This is a genomic window from Bacillus sp. FSL R5-0416, from assembly GCF_037975425.1.
Lineage (GTDB): Bacteria > Bacillota > Bacilli > Bacillales > Bacillaceae > Bacillus > Bacillus subtilis.
On the sequence record NZ_CP150252.1, the window covers coordinates 3,456,619 to 3,483,298 of the forward strand.

Sequence of the window (26,680 nt, forward strand, 5' to 3'; positions counted from 1 at the left end):
AATATCAAGATTTTATCATTTTTTCCTTTTTTTATTAAATAAGTAATGCTTTTGTCCAATCTGTTTTTGAGCCTAATTCCATGTTTAATAGCCCTAATCCTACACCTACAGCTCCATCCAATAGACCGACGTACTGCAAAGGTACTGCTTCATTCCCTTCAATTGATTCATAATTGTGGAACCCAAAGATATAATCCTTGTCATAGTAGCTCATAATTTTTTGTTTGATCTTTTGAAGCTCTTCGTTAAAAAATTCTTGTCCAGTGAGTTGATTTACTGCAAGCAAAATCTGACTTATTCCACAATAGCCATGGCATATCGTAGGCGAAAAAATCCCCTGTATATCAGATGCTGTGCACCTTAAAATCTGTACACCTATATTCAAAAATCTAGTATTTTGAAGTGCTTTTCCCGCTTTAACAATCGCAAGACATACTCCAGGTCTCCCATAGCACCAAGCATCTCTACTAAAATTTAGAGCCTTAGGTGGAGATCCGTATTGATACTCCTCAAAGCTTATATTTCCTTTCCAAAACAAGTTGCCTTGATCTTTTTCAGAAAATTCCAGTAAGAAATCTACCATTTTTTCAATTGCACTTTCTTGCCCCTTTACTTTAATTCCCTGCATGAGTGCTGAAGATAGAATGCAAATAGGACCAGGTATCCCATGTGCTAATCCCATATTAAAGTTTCCGTTTGGATAAGCTTTTTTTTCGATATCTGTAAACTGATTTTCAGATGGAATATGCCATCCAGGAACTTTTTCTCCATTCATGGTAATGTCTTCAGTTAATCTAACCAGATACCTTAAAATATCAATTAACAAATCCTTCATTGCCTTATCTTCTTGAAATAGAAGGAGGTAACTTGCTATTCCACTGACACCTTCTATTACATCGTAGTCACTCATATACACTTCCCGCTGAGAAAATTCAGTTAACAATTGAGGTACTACTTCAGCTAAATATTCGTTAATACGGGAAATGAAACCTTTGTAATAGGTGAAATGTTGCGATAAACAGACAGCTGCCAGTCCAATGCCAGCTGCTCCGGAAAACATTGATGGAGTATGCAGCCCTTTTTCTTTTATTTCATTTACTAAAATCGATAAATATTTGTGTCCTAAATCGTCCCATCCTTCCTCAGGAAAATGAGCGTGCAATTCGCCATACAGCATACATATGCCTGGTATACCATGACTCAATGCGGTCGGCTTCCAAGGTATAAGAGGAACTTCCCCAATACTGAGGAAGTTATCTTTTTTATTCACTATTTCAAGTACTTTATCGTAATTAGAAACTTGTCGAGCGATTTCCTTCACCAGTTCAACTTCTATCCCTGATACAGCGCCTCTTCCCATTTAGTACCGTCCTCCTCTAGCGGATTCATATAGTTCTCGGATTCATCCATCTTTTTATACAGTGGACATGTTTTTAATAACTCTTCATGTGTTCCTATTCCTACTATTTCCCCTTTATCCATAACAATGATCCGATCTGCAAGTTTAGCAGCAACCAATCGATGGGAAATAAATATTCCTATTTTATCTTTTGACAAACTGAAAAAAGTATCGAAGGTTTCTTTTTCTGCAATTGGATCCAGCGCAGAACTTGGCTCATCCAAAATATACAAAGAAGCTTCCCTAAAATAAGCCCTAGCCAAAGCAATCTTTTGCCATTGTCCGCCGGATAATTGCCTTCCTTCATCAAACCATAATCCAAGCTGTGTATCGAATTGATAGGATGAATGACCTTTTAAAAAATCAGCTTTTACAATATCGAGGACCTCATGCATTTTATTTGTCTGATGTAGTTTATCAATTTGTCCAAATCCTATATTTTCCTTTAAGGTCATTTCATATTTCATGAAGTCTTGAAAGAGTGCCGCAATTTGTTCCATATAACTGTCCATATCCAATTCTTTAATATTTACTCCATTAACCAAAATGTCACCTTGCTGAACTTCATATAATCCGGTAAGGAGCTTAATGAATGTACTTTTCCCTGACCCGTTTGGCCCAACAATGGCTATTCGTTCTCCTTTATTCAATGAAACATTAATATGATTCAGTGTCTGTTCTCCTTGATTAGGATAGATAAAGCTGACATTCTGAAAGATAACAGAATGAATAGGCTCAACAATTTGCTTCTTATGACCTTGATTTTTCTCTTCTCTTAATTCCAGAAATTCATACAATTGATTCATATAGAGATTGCTGTTATAGATGGAATAAATGCTAGTCATGATAGACTGTGAGTGACTTTGCACCAGCGAAACAGATCTGATATAACTCATCACATTACCGACCATTATTTTTCCCGCAAAAGCAGACATAATAGCAATAAATATAATGACAGCTCCAACTAATTGCACTGCAATCTCATATATTAGGTTCAAATAAGTTTTCTTTCTCAATATTTTTGTATCTTGATCAATAAAGGATTTTTTAATATCCCAGTATTTGTTTAATAAATAATCTTTAAGGTTATACAATTTTAATTCTTTAAAAGAAAAATCGTGTGTGAGTATATAACTGATATACCACGATTTCCTTTCCTGTCCTGCTCGTTTCCAATGTATAAAAAATTCTTGCTGTCCAATCTTCAAAAAATAGAATAGAGAAATCACTGGAATAACCAACAAGAGCAGCGAAACTTTAGGGTTCCATGACATCAAAAATGCAATTGATGAGAGCAGAGTCACAAATGATGTGGTCATTGTAATGATGGCTTGAATGATTTGGTAAGGTTTATAGCTGATTTCCTTAGTTACCCTTTCTAATTTGTCGTATATTTCAGGATTTTCGAAATCCTTCAATGCTAGATTACTGCTCTTTTTCATGACTTTATAGTTCAGTTTATAACCAATATTTAATTGGAATTTACCATTATAATATTCAGAAACCTGAGAGATCAGCTCCGAACAAAATGATACGCCAAGATATGTTAAGAAAATGGAGATAACAACTGAAACATCTTTGCGTATAGTCACAAGGGAATTAATCAATTCTTGGGAAATATAGAGTGAAACAATTGGCAGAATACCGGTAATAATACTGAATAAAATTAACTTTAAAAACAGTGATCTTTCTAAGGTGAAAATTAATTTGATAGTCTTAGGCATTTGTTTCATGATAAACAGCAGCTCTTTTAGCTTTAGTTGTTCCTTTACTTCCATGCTAAACTACCATTCTTCTTTTGATATCTCTGCGCATATAAAGAGTGCCTGCAAAGTGTAAGTATTTTATTTTCCATTTCTCTATCAGTTCCGAATAAACGATTGCAATGTAGGTGAATTACACTACCTATGCGTGAATATACTGCTTCTTTGTTATCAAATGCCTTGTTTATTAAGCATGCATAATTAGCTGCAGCTATTTTTCTAGTTTTCAATATTTCATATAATATTCTGCCATCACTTGTTTTTCTGAGATTATCCCAATCTCTATCAGAGTTGCATATTTCAATATACATTTCTCTATCCTTCTTAAATTCAGTACGATACTCATTCTGCAGGCAATTTTTTTCTAAAAACGCTAACTGCTCTTCGAACGTAAGCTCGAACTGTTCTAAAAAAAGTATGACAGAAACCATACCTGCGATTTCCTTGCTTATCGCAATATCCTTCATGCGATGCATTCTGATCATCGTTTCAACAACTTTGCTATCTTCACAGAAAACCTGTTCTGCAGCATCCATTAGGTCTAGCCCGCCATATCGTTCTATTTCCCGCTCATATTGGGTGATAACAAACTCAGTAACCAGTCCTTTTTCTCTTAAGCTTTTCAGCCAATTCAATAATTGTGGAAATAAACTGTACAGCACCTCTGCTTTTCCATTCAATCTAAGTCTTATATGAGGCTTCGGATCTCGATACCTCATAAAGAAATGTCTGACTGGATATTGATCAGAAATCTGGTTATAAATATCCGCTATTTCAAAAGCAATTAGCTCTTCTTCTCTAGTTTGTTTACAATAAAGTTTAATAAACAGCCAATCTTCAAATGGCATTTTAATTCTTTCGGATCCATTTTCCTCTACTGAGTTAAGGACCGGTAATTTCAATGGTTTTTCTGGTTTTTTCCTGATCAGCGGAACAACGATTTCCCCCGAATAGACATTTTGGTTTCTATCCTTTAAAGCATTTGCATCAAGCTCAGCAGCCACAAGTTGTAACGGATGGTTATGATTCGTTTTTTTAAGTTCCCAGAAAAAAACATCTAAAGTACGATCATCTTCTATATCAATTAATAATCGATTGTCTGCGTTAACGATATAAAATCTTTGCGGAAGATCATAAGTACGATGAAATTCAAAAAATGCAGATTTCACCTCGTCTATCGATGAATTCGAATGAATGCTTAAATCACTTTTGTGTATCAGCCATTGTTCACATGATAAGATTATTTCTTTATATTTGATTTCAGGAATATACTTAAAATCACTATAGATGCCCATCCACGGGAAATCATTCCACTTCCTTTTGCCATCTCTTGAAATTTCCAATAAAAATCGTAAGACATTTGGCATTAATAAAGGATTGAACATATGATTTGATTCAAAAGACAGAATTTCGCCAGTACATTTATGTTTGGCATAAAAGATATGTTTTTTATCGATTCCAATTAGAACATCTTCAGCTTTAACAGAATCATTGTGATGCAAGACACTGTTTGTAAAAAGGTTCATTTCTTTTTCCCGATAACTTACATTTCTTGTTACATTTCCAGACCTGACCTGATTAGGCACAATACTCAGCTCACAAATTTTCTTATTTTTGCCCGTTAACTCTTTTTCCTTATTATGTATATTTTTTACAACGGCATTGATTGAATCAGATAAGTGAGTAAACCTTCCAAATGTTTTCCCTGCGCGTGTAGATCCGACATTTGGCCCTAAATAAAGCATGACTCTGCCATTGCGCAATTTAACAAAGAAATTGAGTTCAAATGATACTGGAATTTCTTCATCTGCAATTTCATAATTGCAGATTCTATGGAATGTTTCGTCATGTAATTGAATGGGAGCTTTCTTTCTAACTGATTCAAAGTATTTTTTCATAAAAAATTGTTTCATTTCAGGTGAAAATTGATCCTCAAATGATATTTCTTCGAAGAATTCATTAACAGGATTCGTGTAAGTAGCAGGGGCACCAATGCCAGCGTTGGAACAAAGCATTTCTAAAAGAGGAACTTCTCTTTCATACCCATAACGCTCCAAAAACACATTTTTGTACTTTTCTAAGTGGTCTAGTCTTTCTGCGGAGGGAGCAGCCATATAAGTAAACATACTAGCCAATTCACTTATCGCAAGAGATGTTTCATTATCTAGTTGAATGGAGGAGTCACCTAAACCCGTGTCCACTTGCAGAGGAGATGAAGTCTTTACGAGTTCGTTCATTGTTTCAATCAGATTTAAATACTGGTCCTCTCCCTCTCCGATAGTGATCCGGTTATATTCATCTATTTGATATTGTATTTTCCTGCAAGCCTGAAGAAGCTCATTTGGAATTCGGCTGCTTTCCGCTTGAGCAATTAAATACTGAAATTGATCTGAAACAGTCATTGGCGGCCGTAAATTTGATATCAGGAACTCTTTGTCAATAAGATCTGCTACGTACTGATTAATTTTGCTTATTGGAGTATTTTCATAGTTCTCTGTCAAACTACGAATAATATCATGATAAGCAACACATTCACCACAAAGTTCATTGATTAGATGGAAAACCGATGTTGCACGAACACTAACCTCTTCAGATTTTCCATCTGTGCTATACAACAAGTAAGCACGATCACCTTTGATGTAACAAGCGGGATTTAATGTAAAAGAAAGCCGGTCGATGTATTCGTTTTCTAGTTTTCTCGTCAATTGATAGAGCCACTCAAAATCAACACGTGCTTTTTTGTAAAATGAATGCTGATTAAAAGATAATTGATTTTTATCGGAGAATGCCCCTATACCCACTGAAGAAAAAAGGCCAAAAGGCGTTGTTCTAGTTGCTCTTCTTGTTGCATACTTCAAAATAGCTTGCTGGAAGTTCCGCTTTTTTTTTCCTTTTAATTTATCAGGCGTTTGAAGGAAAATATTCATTGTGTCATATAGTGTCCTGCTAGATACCAGTATTTGTTCACGAAATAATGAATCATTACAAAGGTCATGCAATAACTGATCTGTATCCTGAGAGTTCTCATTTTTCAAGGCCTGATGTACCAAAGGAACCCGAATCATATAATAATCTGTAGGTGTATATAAGGATTTCATCTTAGTCTTTAACCTCCCATATTTATCCACTTCAATAACAACAAGAATTCAACATCCCTTCGTAAAGTCCTCCATTTTATTCATTCCATTCTAAAATTTTCATAATATTCTATTTAAACTATACATTTGAAAAATCAAAAAAAAATCAAGATTCACCCAATAAATCCCATAAAAAAAGGACTCTTTTCCCTTTTAGAAAAGAATCCTTTTTGCTTAACTCGATACACGAATTAACTTTCTTCTATTTTTTTGTTTAACTGGGTTCAACAATCTTTCAATCCAGGCCATGAGCAAATCCGCCCCTACCGCCATCACCGCAGTTGGTATCGCTCCAGCTAGAATAATCGCAGTTCCGTTTGTCGCGTTTGAGCCGCGGACGATCATGTCCCCAAGGCCTCCGGCACCGACAAATGTGCCGATCGCAGTAATTCCAATGGCAATGACGAGAGCTGTGCGAAGGCCCGCCATAATGACAGAAAGTGCGAGCGGGAGCTCAACCATTCTGAGCACTTGGAATTTCGTCATGCCCATTGCTTTTCCCGATTCTAAGTAGGCATGCTCAATACTGATAATGCCTGTGTACGTGTTTCGAATAATCGGCAGCAGGGAATACAGAAATAATGATAGAATCACGGTATTTGCGCCGAGCCCCATAACAAGCATTAAGACGGCCAGCATAGCGAGCGCCGGGATTGTTTGAATAACGTTTGTTACTGCAAACACCCAGGCTGACAAACGGCGAAAATGCGCGATGAGGATTCCGGCCGGAACCCCGACGACAGCGGCAAATAAAACGCCGTAAGCCGACATGAGAAAGTGGCGGCCGAATTCATCCATGACGTAACTGCCATTCTGCGCGTAATACGTCATTAACTGTTCAAGCACGTTCATTGACCTCTTCCCCCTTTCACGATTCGAAGTAGTGATGTTTTTCTAAATATTCCTTGGCAACGACAGACGGTTCTTTGAGATTGCCGTCGACTTCATAGTTAAGCTCCTGCATCGTGGCTGTGTCGATTTTTCCGAGCATTTTCTTGATGATGCCTTCAAGCTCAGGATGTTCTTTGAGCACCTTTTCCGGAACAACCGGAGAACAGTCGTACGGCGGGAAAAATTGTTTATCATCCTTTAGCATTTTGAGACCATAGGACTTGATTCTTCCATCGGTTGAATACGCAAGCACAATGTCCATTTTTCCGCTTTTCACCGCGTCGTACACAAGGCCGATCTGCATCGGATACGTGCCGCCGAATGTCATGCCGTAGGTTTTCGTAAAATCCTGATAGCCGTTTCCTTTGAGCTTCATCCAATAGTTATCAACGCCCAGCTTTAATTGCGACGCCCATTTTTTAACGTCTGATACGGTCTCTAAATGGTATTGGTCGGCCAACTCCTTGCTGACTGTAAAGGCATATGTATTATCAAACCCGTAGGAGTCATACCACTTTAAATCATATCTTTTTTTAAACTCCCGCTGAGTAAGCGCCAGCGCTTTGTCCGGATCTTTTTCAGGTTCCATTCTCAGCGTGCCTGTCAGCGCGTCTCCCGTATATCTTGTGGCCGCAATGTCGATTTCCCCGTTCATTAAAGCCTGCTGCTGCACCGCGTTGGAGCCAAGGTTTTTAATCGTTGTTGTTTTGAGATCAGTATGGTGTTCGATCAACTGGCCAAGCATGCTGGCGATGATTTCTGATTCGCTCATGCTTTGCGCGCCGATTTTAATGGTCTGGTCTGCAGCAGCGCTGAGACCAGGAAGCGAACAGCCGCTCAGTGTCAGCGTTGCCGCAAGTGCTAAACCTATCATTAATTTGAGATATTTTCTTTTCATGAGCCGCCTCCTTATGACAATTCCTTCAATCTCTGCATGCCGGCAGGTGTCAGTTTTCGTTCAGCAACTGCCAGCACATAATCAATCACAATTGCCAATATCGTGACAGGTACCGCGCCCCCGATGATATATTCCGGCTGATACAAATTCAGTCCGATAAAAATGTAATCACCCAATCCGCCGCCTCCGATAAAGGAAGCAAGCGTGGCCCAGCCGATTAAGTAAATCGTCGATGTTCTGATTCCCGCCATGATCACTGGCGCGGCAAGCGGCAGCTCCACCAAGCGGACTTGTTCAGCCGGCGTCATTCCGATTCCTTTACCAGACTCGAGCAGATTTTTGTTGACGCCGCGAATGCCGGTATACGTGTTGCGAAGAATCGGCAATACGGAATAGAAAAACAAAGCCACAATGGCCGGAACCTTCCCTACACCAAGGAGCGGAATAAAAAAAGCGAGGATGGCCAGACTCGGCAACGTCTGAATGATATTGACAATGCCGATAATGGTGCCGGCTCCTTTTTTCATTCTGGTAAGCACAACCCCGAGGGGGACGGCAACCAGCACGCCTAAGATCACAGCAATGAGCGATATCGTAATATGCTCGTATGTTTTATAAAGAAGCTCGCCCCCATTGGTTTGCAAAAATTGAACAATATGATGCATGACTTATCGCCCCTCCCTATGACAATGCTGCGAGCTGCTTTTCTTCTCCCCAGAGGGAGTCATACACGATGTCGACCAGACTTGCCCTCGTCACAATTCCGATCAGGCGTCGGTCTTCATCCACAACGGGAACATATTTGACACCCCGTTTTAAAATTTTGCGGACCGTGTCGCGCAGCAGTGTGCCGCCCAGTACTGTATATATATCTTCATGTAAAACTTCACTGACAAGATTGGCCTTTTTCCGGCATTGATCAATGATTTCAACATCGACATAGCCTTGCAGAACGCGCTCGTCATCGACGACCAGCAATGAATCGACCCGTTCCTGCCTCATCAGCTGAATGGCCTCAGAAAGCGTTTTATCCGCGGTGATCGTTACAGGCTGTGTGTTCATAATCTGGTCAACCCGTTCAACATCCGGGCTGGATGACTGAATCAGCCGCTCCTTGCCGATAAATTCCTCAACAAATTCGTCTGCCGGATTTCTTAAAATGTCATCGGGCGTTCCAACTTGAACGATTTCTCCCGCTTTTAAAATCACAATCCGGTCTGCCAGCTTAATCGCTTCATCCATATCGTGGGTAACAAATACGATGGTTTTATGTAAGGTTTTTTGCAGTTTTTTAAATTCTTCCTGGAGGGAATCCCTCGTAATCGGGTCGAGTGCCCCAAACGGTTCATCCATTAAGATAAGCGGCGGCTCCGCGGCAAGTGCCCGTAATACACCAATTCGCTGCTGCTGTCCCCCGCTTAATTCATGAGGGTAACGGTCTACATATTCTGGCCCCATATCGACCAATTTTAAAAGCTCACGCGCCCGCTCTTTCCGCTGCTGCTCCGGCCATTTCAGCAGTTTTGGGACGAGTGAGATATTCTGCTGAATGGTCATATGGGGAAACAGGCCGATCTGCTGAATCACATAGCCAATTTTGCGCCTGAGCTCTACAGGATCCTGGTCCATGATGTTTTCGCCGTCAATGAAAATCTTCCCGGCGGAAGGCTCAATTAATCGGTTAATCATTTTCATTGTTGTCGTTTTTCCGCAGCCGCTCGGCCCGATAAAGCAGATAAATTCGCCTTTTGCAATCTTAAGATTTACGTTGTTCACGGCTTTTTTGCCGCCCTTGTATGTTTTCGAGACATTTTCTAATGTCAGCAAACATCGCACCTCCAAAATTAAGTTTATTCAATTTGTTCAGTTTAAATTTAATTTTTCAGACAATTGAATGCTTCCCATTATAGAATAAAGTTTATAAAATAAAAAGTTTACAATTTGTTCATATTATTTATAAAGTATGTGTAAACGCTGATTTACCCGCATTGACGTGTGTTGATCTCCTTATTGCTCCAATTTCCTGCCAAATTCTCTTTTGACAGCATTTTCGCCGTATCAAAAATGTGGTATATTGACATCGGAATTGTTAGCTGAAAGGATGAAACCGTTGGAGAAAGATCCGTTAACGATCATTGAACAAGCCGAGGACCATTTTATAGAAAGAATCGCGGAAAACATGCATGCATTTGGAATGCCCTCTACCGTCGGACGAGTGCTGGGCATTATTTATATGAATCGAAAACCGATGACGCTTACGGAATTATCTGAGGCCACCGGCATGAGCAAAACACGCATGAGCCAGGTAGTGCGGGAAATGCTTGATGCCAACATTGCCGAGAAGGTGTTCGAAAAAGGCGTCCGAAAAGATTTATATGAGGTTGAGCAGGACTACTATCAAACATTTATCACGCTGTTTTCAGCCACCTGGAGCAAAGTCGTCAGCAAAAACAAAATGATGCATAAAAAACTCAATCGGGAGCTGCTTAGCGTGTTGGATGAAGAGCTTACTCCTGAAGCGGAAGAAAAAGTGAATGAACTGCTGAAAGAATTAAAGGAATGGCTTGATTATTATAATTGGCTCAGCCGTTTGATTGAGTTTTTTGAGAGCGAAGAAATTTTTAAATATGTGCCGAAGCCGTAAAAAACGCCCTGTCATTACAAGGCGTTTTTTCTTATGCGGCACCTGCCAAGTTTTTCTTCTTTCTCTTTTTAATCGGGCTTAATGCTCGTTCAAGCCAGCCCATGACCAAATCGGCAATCACCGCCATCAGAGCTGTGGGGATCGCTCCCGCTAATATAATCGCGGTTCCGTTTGTGGCGTTTGATCCTCTGACGATGATGTCCCCGAGACCGCCAGCACCGACAAATGTCCCGATGGCCGTAATGCCGATGGCAATGACAAGCGCGGTGCGCAGGCCGGCCATTATGACAGAAAGCGCAAGCGGAAGCTCGACCATCCGCAGCACTTGAAATTTTGTCATCCCCATTGCTTTTCCGGATTCAAGATAGGCGTATTCAATACTGATAATCCCAGTATACGTATTTCTGATAATCGGCAGAAGAGAATACAGAAATAATGACAATATCACCGTATTAGCGCCCAGCCCCATGACAAGCATCAGCACGGCGAGCATGGCGAGAGCCGGGATGGTCTGAATGACGTTCGTGACCGCAAAAACCCATCCGCTTAATCTTCTGTATCTGGCTATCAGGATGCCGAGCGGAATTCCAACAATGGCGGCAAATAAAACGCCGTACACCGACATCAGAAAATGGCGGTAAAATTCCTGCATCACGTAACCGCCGTTTTGCGAATAGTATGTGCCAAGCTGCTGTAGTACTTCCATATGATCCACCTCTTTTCTTAGTCAAAATAATGATGTTTCTCTAAAAATTCCTTTGCTACGACAGACGGCTCCTTCAGCTTGCCATCCACCTCATAATTAAGTTCCTGCATCGTTTCCGTGTCGATTTGCCCAATCAGCTTATTGATCACACCCTCAAGTTCCGGATGCGCCTTAAGCACCTTTTCCGGAATCACCGGTGAACAGTCATACGGCGGGAAGAAACGCTTATCGTCTTTTAAGATTTTCAGATCATATGCTTTAATCCGTCCATCCGTTGAATAAGCCAAAACGGCGTCCATTTTCCCATTTTTGACTGCGTCATAGACAAGCCCGATCTGCATTGGATAAGTTGTGCCGAACTCAAAGCCATATGTGCTGACAAAGCCTTTATACCCGTCGCCTTTTCGTTTCAGCCAAGCATTGTCGACGCCTAATTTATATTGGGAGGCATTTTTTTTCAGGTCGGACACGGTGTTAATATGCTCCTTTTCCGCAAACTTTTTTGTTACGGTGAAGGCATATGTGTTATCAAAGCCGTAGGAATCAAACCATTTATAGAAAAAGCGTTTTTGAAACTCGTTCTGCACAATGTTCAGCGCTTTTTTCGGATCTTTCTCCGCTTCCTTGCCGAGGGTGCTTGTTAAATCTGTTCCGGAATAGCGCGTGGCTGAAATATCAATGTCACCGCCCAGCATCGCTTGGTGCTGAACATAGTTTGAGCCGAGGTTTTTCACTAAAGCAGTATTCAAATCTGTATCATGTTCAATAAGCTGCGCGATCATATTCGCTAAAATTTCTGATTCTGTCATGCTCTGCGCCCCGATTTTGATCGTATCGTCAGAAGCGCCGCCTAGACCCGGCAGAGAGCAGCCGCCTAGCAGCATGACAAAGACGAGAGCAAACGCGCCAAGCCATTTGATTTTTGTCATTTTCAACAGAGCCAACTCCTTACGAAACTTCCTTCATCCCTTGCAAGCCTTTCGGCGTCACTTTTCGTTCTGTCACGGCCAGCACATAATCAATGATAATAGCCAGAATTGTGACAGGCACGGCACCGCCAATGATATATTCAGGCTGGTATAGGTTCAGGCCGATAAAAATATAGTCCCCGAGGCCGCCTCCCCCGATAAACGACGCAAGTGTCGCCCAGCCAATTAGGTAGATCGTTGATGTGCGGATCCCCGCCATGATGATGGGAATCGCCAGCGGGATTTCAACGAGCCGAATCTGCTCCCAGCCGGTCATGCCAATTCCTTTCCCCGATTCCAGGAGGTTTTTATTTACACCTTTAATGCCGGTATACGTATTGCGCAGGATCGGCAGCACCGAATAGAAAAATAAAGCGACAATCGCAGGCACTTTTCCTACGCCGAGAAGCGGAATAAAAAAGGCTAAAATCGCCAGACTCGGCAGGGTTTGCACAATGTTTACGAAACCGATAACCGCACCTGCGCCTTTTTTCATTCTGGTAAGAGCAACGCCGAGCGGTACTGCAACGATAATGCCCAATACAACGGCTATGAGTGAAATATATAAATGCTCTCCTGTTTTATACAGCAGCTCTCCGCCGTTCGTTTGCAAAAAAGTCATCATTTGATTCATCTTAAAAGAGCTCCTCCCCTGGTCAGATCGTCATGAGCTGGTTTTCCTCGTCGCCCCAAATGGAATCGTATACGATATCAACGAGGCTCGCTCTTGTCACAATCCCTGCTAAATGGTTCTGTTCATCGACCACCGGAACATACTTGATCCCCTGCTTCAAAATTTTTCGGACTGTATCGCGAAGAAGCGCCCCTTTTTGAACGGTATATATATCTGAACGGTATACATCGCCAACGATGCTCGCTTTTTTGCGGTTTTGATCAATCATTTCCACATCAACATAGCCCTTCAGCACGTTTTGCCGGTCCACAACGAGCAGCGAGTCAACACGTTTTTCTCTCATCAGCTGAATCGCCTGAGAAAGCGTTTTGTCCGCAGATACCGTCACCGGCGTTCTGTTCATCATTTGCTCTACCCGCTCGATATCCGGTCTTGACTGAATCAGGCGCTCTTTCCCGATAAATTCTTCAACAAACTCATTTGCCGGGTTTCGAAGAATCTCATCAGGTGTGCCGACTTGAACGATTTCTCCCGCTTTTAATATCACAATCCTGTCAGCAAGCTTAATCGCTTCATCCATATCGTGGGTTACAAACACAATCGTTTTGTTTAAGGTTCTCTGCAGTTTTTTGAATTCTTCCTGAAGGGAATCACGCGTAATCGGATCAAGCGCTCCGAACGGTTCATCCATTAAAATGAGAGGGGGTTCCGCTGCCAGGGCGCGCAGCACGCCGATTCTCTGCTGCTGTCCGCCGCTGAGCTCATGCGGATAACGGTCTAAATACTCTGGGCCCATATCCACAAGCTTTAACAGCTCGCGCGCCCGTTCTTTCCGTTTTTCCTCAGGCCATTTCAGCAGCTTTGGTACGAGTGAGATGTTCTGCTGGATGGTCATATGGGGGAACAAACCAATCTGCTGAATCACATAGCCGATTTTTCTCCTCAGCTCAACCGGATCCTGTTCCATAATATTTTCTCCGTCGATAAAGATCCTTCCAGACGATGGTTCTATCAGTCTGTTGATCATCTTCATCGTCGTCGTTTTTCCACAGCCGCTCGGGCCGATAAAACAGATAAATTCACCTTTGGCAATATCTAAATCAATGCTGTTCACAGCTTTTTTGCCGCCTTTATATACTTTTGACACTTGTTCCAATTTCAGCAATCCGTGCACCTCCGCAGGTTTCCTTTAAATTTTCTGAAAAGTATAATCCTTATTATAGTTTGAACTTTGTAAAATAAAAAGTTTACAATGTGTTGAAATTATATGTTATTTATAGATTATTTATTGTTATGACCGAGACGGAAAGGGTGTTCTTACAATTACGCCGGATACCTCCCACTTCCTCAGCATTCAGCTATTTTCAACACCAGGAAGAAATATGATATATTGACACCATCAATTGCCATTTGAAGGGATGATCAGCTGTGAAAAAAACCGCTCTCGACATCATTGAACATGCTGAAGAGCATCTCATTGAGAAGATTGCCGAAAATATGCATACGTTTGGAATGCCTTCAACTGTCGGACGTGTGCTCGGAATTATTTATATGAATCGAAAACCAATGACCTTAAGCGAGCTCTCTGAGGCAACGGGCATGAGCAAAACACGGATGAGCCAGGTTGTCCGGGAAATGATCGATGCCAATATCGCCGAAAAGGTGTTTGAAAAAGGCGTACGAAAAGACCTTTATGACGTCGAGCAGGATTATTATCAAACCTTCATTTCTTTATTTGCGGCGAATTGGACAAAGGTCGTGAGCAAAAACAAAGTGCTGTATAAAAAATTAAACCGGGAGCTGAGTGATCTTTTACAAAGGGACGGGCTTACCCCGGAAGCGGAAGAGAAAGTCAATCAGCTGCTGAATGAATTAAAAGAATGGCTTCATTACTATGATTGGCTGAGCAGGTTGATTGAATTTTTTGAGAGTGAGGAAGTCTTTCGGTATGTGCCGAAAACAAAAGAAAGCAGCTCTCTAAAATAAGAGAGCTGCTTTTTGCATCATGAGGTTAAGACCGGAAACATGCCTTTCAGCCCGGCACCAATCATCCCGACCGCAACCACGGCTAAGATTAATCCCATCAGTCTGGTAATCACATTCATCTCGGTTTTTCCGAGTTTGCTGCTGATAAAAGCAGAATAGTGGAAAAAGAGAAAGGTCAGGGCAATAACGGCGGCTATGCCGATCATGACAGCCGCATAATGACCAATGCCGCTATGACCGGCGGAAAGGCTCATCACTGTTGCAATCGTTCCGGGCCCAGCAATAATCGGAATGGATAAAGGTGTGACTGATATATCCGCTTTTTCCTTGCTTTCCTTATGTTCATCATGGTGAAGAGATTGCACGTGTGATTCTTTCGCATTCAATAGATTATAGGCAATGCCGAAAATGAATATGCCGCCCGCCACTCGGAGCGCGTGAATGTTGATATCAAACAGTTTAAAGATAAGATGGCCGAAAACCAAAAAAGCCGCGAGAATAAAAAAGGATAAAATAGCTGCCTTCCGGGCAATCGCTTTTCTTTCCGCTGCAGTATAGCCTTCTGTCAGCGTCAGAAATATCGGTACGTTTCCGATTGGATTCGATACTGCGAATAAAGAAATGAAGACGTGAACGATGAATGAGAACATCATATACCTCCTTGTTGATAGTCTCTGCACAGGAAATAGAATTATTCTCCACCCTTTTACCCGGAGGCGATTTCCCGGTAAACCTTTATAGCCTGTCAGAAACGCGCCATGCTACAATGAAGTGACAAATTGAATAGGAAGGACGTATGCAGATGTTCAAAAAAATTGCGGCAGATGCCTTGGGCTTATCTGATATCGGAAAAATTATCGAACCTCAGGACTATGACAAAACAGACGCAGATGATTATGTCATGCATGAAGATAATGAGAAAATTTATTTCTTGATTAAAACAAAAGCAGACGAGTATTGCTTTACGAACCTGGCCCTGATCCATGTAGACGGCGAACGCGCCACTTCCTCGAAACGAACGTTGAAACGCTATCCTTATTCGCAATATAAAATCTCTGACGTTTTTCTTGAAACTGCCGGAAAAGTGGATTTGGATGTTGAAATTAAGTTCAAGCTGGGCGGAGAACAATTCGACATTGATGTCCACAAAGATCAGATTGAAAAATTAAAAGACCTTTATAAAGCTCTTCTCCGCATCGCTGAAACAACCTATGAAAATGACATTTTAATCAATCAAGCGGAGCAAAGCTTAGATAAAGCAGTGACGATTCTTCACCATACCCGCCCTGAGCACGTCAATATTGAAACGCAATATAAAGAACTGACCGAATTCGGATTCACTTGGCTGACATCCGTTCGCTCGCAGTATCATATCAAGGATTTTGGGGATGTATTTGAGAAATATATGAATAACTAGATAAAAAAGACACAGCTGCTATCGGGCTCGTGTCTTTTTTTTGTATGAATATTGATTACTTTACAACTTTTTTCTTTTATAATAAAACTATTAGTCTATTTTCCCTATATTACAGGTAAAGGAGTTATTTTATGTATTGTCCTCAATGCGGCCATCAAACAGATGGCGGAAATTTTTGTGAGAAATGCGGATCACCGCTCCCCGGTCAATCAGGCCACCAGCATCCAGCTCAAACTGGAGCCGCTGCAAAGCAAGCAGCAAAACAGTTCGGTTCATTTGTCTTATCCGTCCTGAAACGCCCTTATCAGGAATGTAAAGCAACAGGCGGAGAGCAGTTGATCAGCGCGGTGATTACGCTGGTTCTTTTCAGTTTGCTGACCCCTTTGATGTTTTATATTCTTTTTTCAGACGGTCCCGGAAGCGTAAGCTTTACAGCAATCTTTTTAGAGCCAACCATTTATTTTATTTTATTTCTATTTGGCCTGCATGCATGCATCTTTTTCGCCCTGAAAATCGCGGGAAACCAAGTATCTTTCAAGGATTCATTCTCAAGATTCGGAGCGTTTCTCATACCGTTTACGGCTATTTTGATTCTTGCCCTTTTCTTCTTTTTATTACATACAGACATTTGCTTTACCATATTAGCCGTTGGTTTAATCGGTGCATTCTTCGCCATTCCTCCTGCGATGCTGGGCAGTTACCAGCATTCATATAAAGGGAAAATTGATGTCATTTACTCAACGATTGTGATTTATCTGATCATCTGCGTTACATTTCAGCTTATTATCGAACACTATGTCAAAGAAATTTTCCGTTATATGCTCTTTTAAAAACAACCCCATCACCTGCTGGTGATGGGGTTGTTTTATTGAATAGACGTTAAGTAAATTCTTCCGTTCTTCACTACGCCGGTGTAGGTCCAGTTATATGTTCTGAGCTTTGGACTGCCGCCTGATTTTGTGATATAGAATTCTTCATACGTCTTAATCGTGATAGCCGACCCATTTTGGCTCCAGCTTTTCACTTCATAGTTATTAAAGTCTTCTGTTGTCCCCTCTTTATTTAATTTCGACACGAGATGCTGCTGGTCGGAATAAAGGGAACTGCCTTTTTCAAGGCTGTCTTCCATCAGTGAGAAATTATTTTGATTCACGGCATCTGCCTGACTTTGCAGATAACTGCCCATAAATAATGTCACTTGTTCATCTGTAACATCGCCGCTTGCAGAGCTTTCACTGCCTTTGTTTTTCGAGCCAGCCCAGGCGGAAGTGTATGTCTCTGGTTTATCATTTTTGATTTTCTTTATATTTGTGCCTGCAGATTGGAATGTTGATTCTGCATCTTCGAAAATCCACTTTTTCTGTTTTTTATCATATGAAAGAAGATATTCATAACTCGGACTGTCGTCAGTCATTTCAGATTTTGTATAGTCGTTATACGAAGAAGACTGGTGAAGTTCTTTTCCTGTTACAGATACCTGCCACGTTCCGTCGTTTTTCTGAGAGAGGGCAAATGTGTCCAGGTCAAAATCAGTTTCCAAGTATCTATCTTTTAAGTATGAATCCGCGCTTTTCATAGAATCAACGGTGTCCTTCGTCTCTGCCTTCCAATTGGCACTTGCCTCTGTCATCTGGGCTGTATTCCCATCAGATAGAGCTTTGGAGTATTGTTTTGTTGTTTTGACAATTGTGTTCATAATCTGTTCCTGTGTATCTTGATCAGGAATTAACGTTAACTCCATTTCTTTATCATCGATCGGAACGCCGGCAGTTTTTGTTTTTCCCCACGGAAATTCTGCCTCGACTGAAGCTGTCATTGATCCATCTGTCAGCAGCGGACCGTATGTTACGGATTTGAATGGGTCTTTATGAATCGACTTGCCGTTAATCAGCAAATCTCCCTTCCCGCTCTTGATGTCATCCGCTAAGCTGAATGTCACATCGTCTGCTTCCAATGAGAGATCAACACGAAAGCTGTTATCGCCAACCGCCTGAATGTCTTCCTTTTTCACAAGGTCAACGACATCGTTTTTCAGTTTGGCTGAGACTGTATATTCGCCGGGAATGTACGGACCGAGGGTTTGTGCTTGATCTGCTTTCTTTACAGATCCGGCTTCCTCTTTATTGACATATAAATCGGTATTTTTATAATTGCTGGTCACTTCAAAATAAACAGGTGCTACCTTTAAGTCGTAATGGTCAAATACCAGCAGGCTTTTTCCGTCTTTTTCTGCGTATACGATATCCTTCTGGGCTGTTTCCTCACGGAGCGATGCAAAAAGTTCATCTTTTTTGTCTGGATGATCCTTCAAATATGTAAGAAACGGTTTTACACTATTTTTAGTGAGTTTAAGATTGTCATTTACCGGTGTAAGCAGAGTCGCGATTTGGTCCTGATCCCCATCATTTACGGCCTGTTCAAACTTGTCTACTAACCTATCCTTTGAAGTAAAATACGCTCCGGTTTTATATGCGGCGAATAATATAACGCACGCCGCGGCAATGCTGCTCCATAAAATGATGGTTTTCTTAGGGATCGGTTTTCGCGGAGCCTGCCTTGTTTCTGCAGTGCTAGCTGTTTCTTGATTTGCCTGTTTGCTACCCCCTCCGATCGGGGTGCCGCATTGTTTACAAAACTTGGCTCCTTCATTATTCTGGGAGCCGCAATTCTTACAAAAAACATGACTTTCCTCCTATTCTACTAATTTGATAACATTTACTGCTTTTCATATTTTATAATAAAACAGAATGAAATTGGGAACGAATGAAAAAATTAAATGTCTATCAGACTAAAAAGGTGGAATGAATATGCAAAAGCTCAGGATTGAATTAGGAGAAGAAACAAATGACGAACTATATGATCTATTGCTGCTCGCCGATCCATCGAAAGACATTGTAGATGAATATCTTGAGAGGGGAGAATGTTACACAGCTTGGGCCGGTGATGAGCTTGCAGGTGTTTATGTATTGCTAAAAACAAGGCCGCAAACAGTTGAAATTGTAAATATTGCGGTAAAAGAATCTCTTCAGAAGAAAGGCTTTGGCAAACAGCTTGTACTTGACGCCATCGAAAAAGCGAAGGAGCTGGGGGCGGACACGATTGAAATCGGCACGGGGAATTCGAGCATTCATCAGCTTTCCCTCTATCAAAAATGCGGATTCCGCATTCAGGCGATCGACCACGATTTCTTTGTCAGACATTATGATGAGGACATTTTTGAAAACGGGATTCAATGCCGCGATATGGTAAGGCTTTATTTGGATCTTTAATAAAAGAGCTGCCGTGGGCTACCCCGTTTTTGAGACAGGGATTAAAACACCTTTTAAACAGCCAATTGCCGACAGTTTATCGGTGATTGGCTGTTTAGTTTCGTTTGAATACGGAATATTATTATAATAAATGTAGTCTTTGACATTGCGTTCTACAATGATGGTCGAGGTTCGTTCAATGCTGTTAAGGTATAACGTTTTAGATTTTAGTGAGGAATGAAACGATTCGATGAAAGCATTATCATCGGGCGTTTCTTTGCGGGACATGCTCATAGTAATTCCTTTTTTTAACAGCTGAAACACATAAGATGTATTACAGAACCTTGATCATTTGTAACACGTAGCTCTCAGGCATCGTTGGCAGCTGATCTAGTGTGTGTAAGACAAAGTCTGTGTCCTGTTTATCTCCAATCGCAAAGGCATATGGCTGCCCATTTTTCTTGCTTTTCTTGATCTTAATCCGGCATCGCCACTGAATTTCTAAATAATACGCTAAACCATTTAATGGTTAATGCTCATTTCCTATTTTTAATAGGTCAGTGATTTTCCGAGATCCATATCGATACTTGTGCTTTAGGCACAATTCGCTAATTGTTTCTCTAAATGCCGTTTGGAGTGATCTTTCTTCAGATTCTTTTCCAACGATAATAAGACGCTCGTGAGATACCTAAATGAATACAGATATCCTGCACGCTCATTGTGCTGTGCAATTCTTCTACAAGTTCGACTGACGTTTGGCTATCAACTTCCTTTTTTTAATTCATTGTTCATTCTGTTGCCTCAGATATCTATTCTCTGCCTGCAGTTTCTCTAATTTGACGCATACTTGACCTTTTTTGTAAGTGTATTGCTTTCTAACAGACTGTTCGAACGGGTGTGTATCTCCAAATCATCTAACCCATGTCTAAACCTGTGGCTTATTCTTGATATTAAATTTCTGCATGATCTCTTTCATAAGCACGCCCGCCAATCTCATTTCTACAGCTTTCTGTTACACTTCAACTAGATAACTCACTCTTGTCACCATAGAAAAAACACCTCCAAGTCTAATGTCGGATAACAATCATCCGTATCAAACTGGAAGATGTTTTTATTTGTCTCATTTTATAGGTCAGTCTCCCTTGTTTTTTTCTAAAAGACATAAAATTGCAATGAATAATCTTTTTTTATTGGTAGGAACATCAAATAATAGATTGATACTTATTAATCCATAAAATTTCTGTTCTTTATACCATTCTAACATTAACAATTATTAAAATAAAATTGAATTTTAACGTTAATTCCTCAGTTTCTGTTTCCTACTAAAAGAGTTAATATCTTATCATTAATCTTGATGTTAAGATTACATTATACTTATTTTTTATTATTTTTGTATCTAGCATAAAAATAAAAGTCAATTAACGATCCAATCAATATTCCTAGGGAAAGACCGTACGGTAAAATATCGAAAACAACTCCCATAAAAAGACCTAAACAAAAACCTATTACTAGAAATACCGCTCCATCTCCTTTATAGTTTTTCAAATTAGACAACTCCTTAATAGTAATTGATACGCTATGTTTTTTATCTTTTCATTTGTGAACGATATAGATTACTATATACCCCTTCTAAAGCAATCAGTTCTTCATGTTTGCCAATCTCCACCACTTCACCTTTATCTAGGACAATTATAAAATCTGAATCCATAATTGTTGACAATCTATGCGCGATAACCACTCTTGTGCATCCCATTTCACTTAAATATTTAGAAATCAATGTTTCATTCACCAAATCTAATGAACTTGTAGCCTCATCTAAAATTAAAATTTTAGGGTCATTTAAAAGTGCTCTGGCTAGTACGATCCTTTGTCGCTGGCCACCTGATAAATTCATACCCATTTCTGAAATAGGTGTATTATATTTCATTGGCATGCTTTCAATTTCTTTATCAATTTGTGCTGCTTTCGCTACTTTTCTCACTTTTTCTATACTAGTATTTTTATTATTCAATGTAATATTTTTCAGTATAGAACTATTAAACAAGGTAATGTCCTGGGGTACAATTCCCATTTGTTTGTACAACTGTTTTTTATCTAATTTTTCAAGAGGGATACTATCAAAACAAATTTGTCCTTCAGTCGGATCATAAAGCCCCATTATTAACTTACTAAGAGTACTTTTACCTGAACCAGATGAACCTACTATAGCAATTTTCTGTCCTTCTCTTATTTCCAAAGAAATATTCTTAAGCACCTTTGGAGAATGTTTAGTATAAGAAAAAGAAACATTTTCAAGCTTTACATTTCCTCTTAATTTAAGGTTTACTGCATTTTCAAAATTTTTTTCACATTCAGTCTCTGTAATATCTTTAACTCTTTCTAAGTAAGAAGTAGCTAAGATAAACTGAGTATAAGTACCAAATAAAGAAGTTGTTAATCCGAAAAAAGTAACAGATAAAGAATGATATGCGATAACCTCTCCCATGGTAAATTTATTATCAAAAAATAATAGCAGTTCTAATATTAAAATAACCAAGGGAGCAATTGTTTGAAAAACCTGAGTTACTGTATTAACTATATTTTGTAAAATTGATCTTTTTTTGAATCGCTTTATTACATCATTAAAACTGTTATTCCAAGTTGAGAAAATTTCATTTTCCATTCCCGAAATTTTAATGGCTGCGATAGAAAAAATAGACTCGATTTGAATTGCTTGAGATTTACTTTGCTCAGCTACTTCATCATCGATGGCCTGTGCGACAGCAGGTCTAGTCAAAAACATGAATATCGTGTTAATTGCAAATATTAATATTGTTATCAAGGTTAATGGTATAGATTTAAAGAACATATACGCTAAAATAAAAACTACCGCTCCTAAATCAATTAGGCCAGAAATTAGTTGAGTCGATAAAAGCTCTCTGAATCCATTCATGCTATTTAACCTAAATAACAAGTCACCAGGTGATCTAAGATCAAAGAATTTAAAAGGAAGTTTTAGAAGATGAGCAAATGTGTCAACAACAAGATTTTTACTAAGGAATATATTGAGGCTTATCATTTTGAGCCCTCTAAATAAAACAAACATTCCATACAATATTGATATTAAAAATGTTATCCAAACAATATTACTTATTGAATTTAAGTTATTATGCTCAATACTTGTATCTATAAGCTTCTGTACCAAAATAGGTACATACAGCGTCAATAAATAACTTATTAGCGATAAAAATACTATAATAGAAAATAGCAATTTATAGTTTGTAATATTTTTCAATACACCAAACCATACATTTTTATCTTTTCTTTTATTAGGCGTGAAATTTTCTGAAGGAACTGCATATAGAATGTAGGACGAGAAACCTTTCCTAAACTCTTCTTCGGTTAATTTTCTTCGTCCATTAGCCGGATCTATAATATAATAAAAATTTTTTTTTGTTTTTTCAACGACTATAAAATGTTCATTATTCCAATAAGCAATAAAAGGAACATTAATTTTTTTTAATCCTGGAATAGTGGATTTGTATATATCCGCCTTAAATCCTTTATGAACTAATAAGTTTTTTAACTGCTTAATAGTAAGTCCGTCTCTTCCAGCCTCTAAAAATGATCTTAACTCAAAAAGAGTTTCGTTACTGTTATAAAAACGGATCAACATAGCACAACAGCAAAGTCCACATTCAGTTTGTTGCAATTGTTTTACGATAGGTATTCTCTTTTTTTTCTTTACTATCATTCATTGTAACTCCTTACTTCCATTGCTAACAATGAAGGATTTACAGGATTATGTAATCTTAATAAGCTGTAGCCTACGCCTCCAAGTCCGAGCATAAACGTATTTAAATCAAAATGATCCTGTAAACCTGGAATAAAACCTTTATCTCTTATATAATTAATTGCGTTTTGAGCTTCTTTAAATGCTACTTCCTGAAGATCTATGTCATTGAGAAATTCACTTAGTTTCAATAATATATCTATATTACCAAAACTGCCATGACATAAGCTATGATCGGTTGTTTTTTTAAATCCATCGGAAAGGAGCTTGCATATAGCTGAACTTAAATCTCTATCAACTTCTTTATCAATCTCTTTATCAACTACGTTCTCTTTATTCTTCAACAGGTCTTTTAAAAAAGCTCTTGATAGAGCTATACCTCCCGCACCATGACACCAATATACTGGATCAGAGTTCCCCTCTCCCACTCTCAAATCTTTCCAATTTGAGGTGTGCAAATCAAAAAACTTATTTTCTATTTTCAATAACTCTTTTCCCAAAGTCGTGTATTTTTCCTCTTTAGTAATATGACCAAGATAACAAAGAGCCCACGTAAAACCAGAATACCCATGTGAAAGCCCTGTTAGATAATTATGTTTATCATTCTCTAAGCATTGATATAAAGTATTACCTAGTTTACAACACACGGAGTTTAAAATATCTAATTTAGTTTCCTTATATAGGTTTAATAAAAAAACAATAAGACTAGATACTCCCCCTACAATATCCAATGCTATATCTCCTGAAATATTCATTTCATTTATCTTCTTAATATATTTTTTAAATTTTTCATAGTATTTATAATCATTTGTATGGGTGTATAAGTGGTAATATATATAGGATAAGGAACCTATTCCTGTAAATAGTGATAACCGGTCATCCATCTTATCATCACTCAAAAAAAGTTCTTCAATGCCTCTCATCCCTGCAAGGGCTAAATCAAAGTACTCTTTTTTACCATTTTCTTTTCCAAGTAAAGCTAAGAATAATATTACTCCTCCACCTTCATATAAGTCAAAGTTCAATGGACCCAATTTTACTTTATTATTCTCAGATATTATAGGTGCTACCCAAGTACATTTGCTTCTATCATTATTCCATATTGCTGTTTCTAAAAATAAGTCTCCTATTTCTGTTGCACACTCTAAATAATTTTTATTATTATTTCCAAATAATTTAGGACGATATTTCTTATTGTGTTTGTTTGTTTTTTTCCAACTGTCTTTTATAGTTGTAGTAAGTGACATTCGAATATAATATTGCTGTTTTTTTAAACTTGCCTTACTTATACTTTTAATTTTGTTTAATACAACATCTAGTAGACTTTCTCTAAAAAAATTTACTATACTTGTACTTTTATTACAAATCAAATCCAAAGAATTATACATTGTTGAAAAATACGGAACATCATTACACATTAAAGATTCCAACTCATATAAATTCTTCTTGCTAAATTTATCTGTTACTCCTTCCGCAATATTTATTTTTTTAAATAACTTCTTTCTTTCCTCAAAACTAGATAAATAATTTGGATGAGTGGAAGCTTCTAAAAACCTTGCATATATACTGGTAGCTCTTAAAACTTGCCTTACTTCCAGGTTGCTGCTTCCTACTTTTTTCACCAAATCATGAAAACCACTAATATTTTCTAAAACAAAATTATAACAATCTGTAAAACCTTTTAATATTTCTTCAATATAATTTTTAGGGTCTGCAGCTTTCCCATTATATGTAGCTCTGTTTTGAGTACTGTTCATTATTACTGATTTTTTAGTTAACTGAATTTCATCAGTTCCTTCGAAATCTATAATATACGATTTCCATATTTCTGATGTTTGATTTTCATCATTTGATATTCCGCCAAGGTCAAAATCAAATATAGAAGTTTGTAAATTTAATGGGAGAAGCATAGTGCCAAGAACTGAGTAATTAATATCCTCATGAAAGTTATCAATTAAATTATTATTTCTTGGTTTATATATAGAATTATTTTTTATCAGAGTCTCCAAATCAATAACAACAGGATATTCGCCATGTGCAATTAAGTTTTCATGATGCAAATCATCGCATCCTATAATATGAAAAATAGATAAACTTACACCTACTCTATAAAAATAGAAGTTAAGTTTTTCGGAAGTCTCACATTCTTTATAATCAATAAACTCTTGATAGCCATAGTCTTTATAATTAAGCGTTCTAATTTTATAAATTTTTTTTAGAATTTTATCTGAATTATTAACATAGTCAACTATACTATTAAATAAGATATCAGGAGATAAACTATGCGGTTTATATACAATTTTCCCTTGATTTGTTTCAATTATTAAGACATTTTTCCCTCCATTATGAGTGTCTCCGCTGCTAAAATAAATATTGGAGACTTCATCAAATTCAATTCTTAATTCTCTATAAATGTCTTGGCGATTTTTTCTTAAATTCTCTAGAACTTCTTTCAAGTACAAGATTTTATTAGATATTCTACTAGAAATTAAATAGGTTAAAACAGGATACTTATTCAAAATTTCAGCAACATATTCGCTCTTAAAAATTAGATTATTATAATTCTTATAGCGTAACTTTGAATCTTTTCCTTCTAATAAACCTTTTTCTTTTCTATCATTAATATCCACGATTAAAGTTCTTATACATAACTGAATTAATTCCTGGCTAAAAGCCTCTAACGCACTACTTATAATTTTTTGTTTGTTAAGTTTTAAATTATTTTCCTTACTTGCGTTTTCTAAAGTATTAAATAATCTTTGTTGATAAAAATCTAAAAAGAATGTATAAAAGTTGCCAAAGTAATCTTTGTTTTTTATTCTTAATTTTTCTACTTCATTTGTCGGCGAACTGAAATTAATTACAGCATCCCTGATGAAATTATTGTTTTCATAGCTAATATCCATTTATAACCTCTCCAAAAGAATTAATAGAGAATTGTTTGGTAAAACAATTCTCTATTAACACATTGTGTTTATTTGTTACACAGATTTGTACACGCTGATGTTGGACATGATGCTGCACTTAAAGTAACTGTAAAAGTCGTTCCAGTAAGTGCAGTTATAATGGCTGTTACCGGAGTACCTCCTCCAGTAGCATTTTCACCATTAGCTAACGATATAAGTTCATCTTCTTCAATAAAACCTGAAGCATTTTTGACCATATCTTTCTTCATAATTTTTCTCACCTCCTTTCAAGTATGACTTTGAATAAGAGT

Annotated in this window: 21 protein-coding genes and 2 pseudogenes; 5 read left to right on the forward strand and 18 right to left on the reverse strand. The window is 38.4% G+C overall.

All coding sequences use genetic code 11. From position 1 onward, the window contains the following. Positions 1-34 precede the first annotated feature (34 nt). From NYE20_RS18430 to opuBA, 7 genes are all read right to left on the reverse strand, one after another. Complete coding sequence (locus tag NYE20_RS18430; protein WP_161621242.1) at positions 35-1,360, reverse strand: lanthionine synthetase C family protein; 1,326 nt, start codon at positions 1,358-1,360, stop codon at positions 35-37. Continuing rightward, entirely contained in the window at positions 1,333-3,177 is a 1,845-nt protein-coding gene (locus tag NYE20_RS18435; RefSeq protein ID WP_041850530.1) for an ABC transporter ATP-binding protein, read from the reverse strand. Before NYE20_RS18435 ends, NYE20_RS18430 begins: the two co-directional genes overlap by 28 nt. Further along, the gene (locus NYE20_RS18440) at positions 3,168-6,260 is read right to left on the reverse strand and encodes a lantibiotic dehydratase (RefSeq protein WP_085185754.1); all 3,093 of its coding nucleotides are present in this window, start codon (positions 6,258-6,260) and stop codon (positions 3,168-3,170) included. The genes NYE20_RS18435 and NYE20_RS18440 overlap by 10 nt, the downstream gene beginning before the upstream one ends. A gap of 213 nt (positions 6,261-6,473) precedes the next feature. Next, the gene (gene opuBD, locus NYE20_RS18445; RefSeq protein WP_032726866.1) at positions 6,474-7,151 is read right to left on the reverse strand and encodes a choline ABC transporter permease OpuBD; all 678 of its coding nucleotides are present in this window, start codon (positions 7,149-7,151) and stop codon (positions 6,474-6,476) included. A gap of 16 nt (positions 7,152-7,167) precedes the next feature. Next, positions 7,168-8,088 (reverse strand): choline ABC transporter substrate-binding lipoprotein OpuBC, encoded by a 921-nt coding sequence (opuBC, locus tag NYE20_RS18450; protein ID WP_103804443.1) that lies wholly within the window; start codon positions 8,086-8,088, stop codon positions 7,168-7,170. An 11-nt stretch (positions 8,089-8,099) separates the two neighbouring features. Beyond that, positions 8,100-8,753, reverse strand: a complete 654-nt coding sequence (gene opuBB, locus NYE20_RS18455) for a choline ABC transporter permease OpuBB (RefSeq protein ID WP_003228370.1) — start codon at positions 8,751-8,753, stop codon at positions 8,100-8,102. A 16-nt stretch (positions 8,754-8,769) separates the two neighbouring features. Beyond that, positions 8,770-9,915, reverse strand: coding sequence for a choline ABC transporter ATP-binding protein OpuBA (gene opuBA / locus NYE20_RS18460; RefSeq protein ID WP_003228368.1), 1,146 nt, complete (start codon positions 9,913-9,915; stop codon positions 8,770-8,772). A gap of 283 nt (positions 9,916-10,198) precedes the next feature. On the opposite strand from opuBA, the gene NYE20_RS18465 reads away from it, so the two are divergent. Further along, complete coding sequence (locus tag NYE20_RS18465; protein WP_014478002.1) at positions 10,199-10,732, forward strand: GbsR/MarR family transcriptional regulator; 534 nt, start codon at positions 10,199-10,201, stop codon at positions 10,730-10,732. A 31-nt stretch (positions 10,733-10,763) separates the two neighbouring features. Here the strand turns inward: NYE20_RS18465 and opuCD are convergent, their stop codons facing one another. The 4 genes from opuCD to opuCA are packed head-to-tail and all read right to left on the reverse strand — an operon-like array spanning position 10,764 to position 14,205. Next, positions 10,764-11,438 carry a glycine betaine/carnitine/choline/choline sulfate ABC transporter permease OpuCD gene (opuCD, locus tag NYE20_RS18470; protein WP_273797221.1) on the reverse strand — a complete coding sequence of 225 codons (675 nt, stop codon included), beginning with the start codon at positions 11,436-11,438 and terminating at the stop codon, positions 10,764-10,766. 17 nt (positions 11,439-11,455) lie between these two features. Beyond that, complete coding sequence (gene opuCC, locus NYE20_RS18475) at positions 11,456-12,367, reverse strand: osmoprotectant ABC transporter substrate-binding lipoprotein OpuCC (RefSeq protein WP_326153840.1); 912 nt, start codon at positions 12,365-12,367, stop codon at positions 11,456-11,458. A gap of 19 nt (positions 12,368-12,386) precedes the next feature. After that, positions 12,387-13,040, reverse strand: a complete 654-nt coding sequence (gene opuCB, locus NYE20_RS18480) for a glycine betaine/carnitine/choline/choline sulfate ABC transporter permease OpuCB (RefSeq protein ID WP_003228349.1) — start codon at positions 13,038-13,040, stop codon at positions 12,387-12,389. A 22-nt stretch (positions 13,041-13,062) separates the two neighbouring features. Continuing rightward, positions 13,063-14,205: an osmoprotectant ABC transporter ATP-binding protein OpuCA gene (opuCA, locus tag NYE20_RS18485; protein ID WP_003243370.1), complete on the reverse strand. Its 1,143-nt coding sequence runs from the start codon at positions 14,203-14,205 to the stop codon at positions 13,063-13,065. 263 nt (positions 14,206-14,468) lie between these two features. On the opposite strand from opuCA, the gene opcR reads away from it, so the two are divergent. Beyond that, positions 14,469-15,026 carry an opuC operon transcriptional regulator OpcR gene (gene opcR / locus NYE20_RS18490; protein ID WP_003228345.1) on the forward strand — a complete coding sequence of 186 codons (558 nt, stop codon included), beginning with the start codon at positions 14,469-14,471 and terminating at the stop codon, positions 15,024-15,026. A 17-nt stretch (positions 15,027-15,043) separates the two neighbouring features. Here opcR and NYE20_RS18495 read toward each other — a convergent pair whose 3' ends face one another. Continuing rightward, on the reverse strand, positions 15,044-15,679 hold the full coding sequence (locus NYE20_RS18495; RefSeq protein ID WP_010886614.1) for an NAAT family transporter: 636 nt from the start codon (positions 15,677-15,679) through the stop codon (positions 15,044-15,046). Positions 15,680-15,828: 149 nt separating this feature from the next. On the opposite strand from NYE20_RS18495, the gene NYE20_RS18500 reads away from it, so the two are divergent. Together NYE20_RS18500 and NYE20_RS18505 are read left to right on the forward strand one after the other, a co-directional pair. Next, a complete protein-coding gene (locus NYE20_RS18500; protein WP_003228342.1) occupies positions 15,829-16,443 on the forward strand; it encodes a PH domain-containing protein in 615 nt (204 codons plus the stop codon). Positions 16,444-16,574: 131 nt separating this feature from the next. Next, positions 16,575-17,273, forward strand: a complete 699-nt coding sequence (locus tag NYE20_RS18505) for a zinc ribbon domain-containing protein (RefSeq protein WP_038829386.1) — start codon at positions 16,575-16,577, stop codon at positions 17,271-17,273. A 35-nt stretch (positions 17,274-17,308) separates the two neighbouring features. Here the strand turns inward: NYE20_RS18505 and NYE20_RS18510 are convergent. Then, positions 17,309-19,123: pseudogene (locus NYE20_RS18510) on the reverse strand (zinc ribbon domain-containing protein); the annotation flags it as partial. 121 nt (positions 19,124-19,244) lie between these two features. Here NYE20_RS18510 and NYE20_RS18515 point away from each other — a divergent pair. Next, complete coding sequence (locus NYE20_RS18515) at positions 19,245-19,712, forward strand: GNAT family N-acetyltransferase (RefSeq protein WP_077671075.1); 468 nt, start codon at positions 19,245-19,247, stop codon at positions 19,710-19,712. Between the two features lie 53 nt (positions 19,713-19,765). Here the strand turns inward: NYE20_RS18515 and NYE20_RS18520 are convergent. From NYE20_RS18520 to NYE20_RS18540, 5 genes and pseudogenes are all read right to left on the reverse strand, one after another. After that, positions 19,766-20,688, reverse strand: a pseudogene (locus tag NYE20_RS18520) (integrase core domain-containing protein). Between the two features lie 377 nt (positions 20,689-21,065). Further along, positions 21,066-21,236, reverse strand: a complete 171-nt coding sequence (locus tag NYE20_RS18525; RefSeq protein WP_163136571.1) for a hypothetical protein — start codon at positions 21,234-21,236, stop codon at positions 21,066-21,068. A 40-nt stretch (positions 21,237-21,276) separates the two neighbouring features. Beyond that, a complete protein-coding gene (locus NYE20_RS18530) occupies positions 21,277-23,424 on the reverse strand; it encodes a peptidase domain-containing ABC transporter (RefSeq protein ID WP_101501471.1) in 2,148 nt (715 codons plus the stop codon). Further along, positions 23,421-26,369 (reverse strand): type 2 lanthipeptide synthetase LanM family protein, encoded by a 2,949-nt coding sequence (locus NYE20_RS18535; protein ID WP_163136660.1) that lies wholly within the window; start codon positions 26,367-26,369, stop codon positions 23,421-23,423. Before NYE20_RS18535 ends, NYE20_RS18530 begins: the two co-directional genes overlap by 4 nt. 68 nt (positions 26,370-26,437) lie before the next feature. Further along, on the reverse strand, positions 26,438-26,638 hold the full coding sequence (locus NYE20_RS18540) for a class II lanthipeptide, LchA2/BrtA2 family (protein ID WP_090557569.1): 201 nt from the start codon (positions 26,636-26,638) through the stop codon (positions 26,438-26,440). Positions 26,639-26,680: the final 42 nt, after the last annotated feature.

What these genes read in the sequence shown, in the direction of transcription:
- NYE20_RS18540 (WP_090557569.1), bottom strand. Translation starts at nt 26,638, where the DNA reads ATGAAGAAAGATATGGTCAAAAATGCTTCAGGTTTTATTGAAGAAGAT.
- opuBB (WP_003228370.1), bottom strand. Translation starts at nt 8,753, where the DNA reads ATGCATCATATTGTTCAATTTTTGCAAACCAATGGGGGCGAGCTTCTT.
- opuCB (WP_003228349.1), bottom strand. Translation starts at nt 13,040, where the DNA reads ATGAATCAAATGATGACTTTTTTGCAAACGAACGGCGGAGAGCTGCTG.
- NYE20_RS18505 (WP_038829386.1), top strand. Translation starts at nt 16,575, where the DNA reads ATGTATTGTCCTCAATGCGGCCATCAAACAGATGGCGGAAATTTTTGT.
- NYE20_RS18535 (WP_163136660.1), bottom strand. Translation starts at nt 26,369, where the DNA reads ATGGATATTAGCTATGAAAACAATAATTTCATCAGGGATGCTGTAATT.
- NYE20_RS18500 (WP_003228342.1), top strand. Translation starts at nt 15,829, where the DNA reads ATGTTCAAAAAAATTGCGGCAGATGCCTTGGGCTTATCTGATATCGGA.
- opuBC (WP_103804443.1), bottom strand. Translation starts at nt 8,088, where the DNA reads ATGAAAAGAAAATATCTCAAATTAATGATAGGTTTAGCACTTGCGGCA.
- opuCC (WP_326153840.1), bottom strand. Translation starts at nt 12,367, where the DNA reads ATGACAAAAATCAAATGGCTTGGCGCGTTTGCTCTCGTCTTTGTCATG.
- opuBD (WP_032726866.1), bottom strand. Translation starts at nt 7,151, where the DNA reads ATGAACGTGCTTGAACAGTTAATGACGTATTACGCGCAGAATGGCAGT.
- NYE20_RS18430 (WP_161621242.1), bottom strand. Translation starts at nt 1,360, where the DNA reads ATGGGAAGAGGCGCTGTATCAGGGATAGAAGTTGAACTGGTGAAGGAA.
- opuCD (WP_273797221.1), bottom strand. Translation starts at nt 11,438, where the DNA reads ATGGAAGTACTACAGCAGCTTGGCACATACTATTCGCAAAACGGCGGT.
- NYE20_RS18440 (WP_085185754.1), bottom strand. Translation starts at nt 6,260, where the DNA reads ATGAAATCCTTATATACACCTACAGATTATTATATGATTCGGGTTCCT.
- NYE20_RS18495 (WP_010886614.1), bottom strand. Translation starts at nt 15,679, where the DNA reads ATGATGTTCTCATTCATCGTTCACGTCTTCATTTCTTTATTCGCAGTA.
- NYE20_RS18530 (WP_101501471.1), bottom strand. Translation starts at nt 23,424, where the DNA reads ATGATAGTAAAGAAAAAAAAGAGAATACCTATCGTAAAACAATTGCAA.
- NYE20_RS18515 (WP_077671075.1), top strand. Translation starts at nt 19,245, where the DNA reads ATGAATATGCAAAAGCTCAGGATTGAATTAGGAGAAGAAACAAATGAC.
- NYE20_RS18435 (WP_041850530.1), bottom strand. Translation starts at nt 3,177, where the DNA reads ATGGAAGTAAAGGAACAACTAAAGCTAAAAGAGCTGCTGTTTATCATG.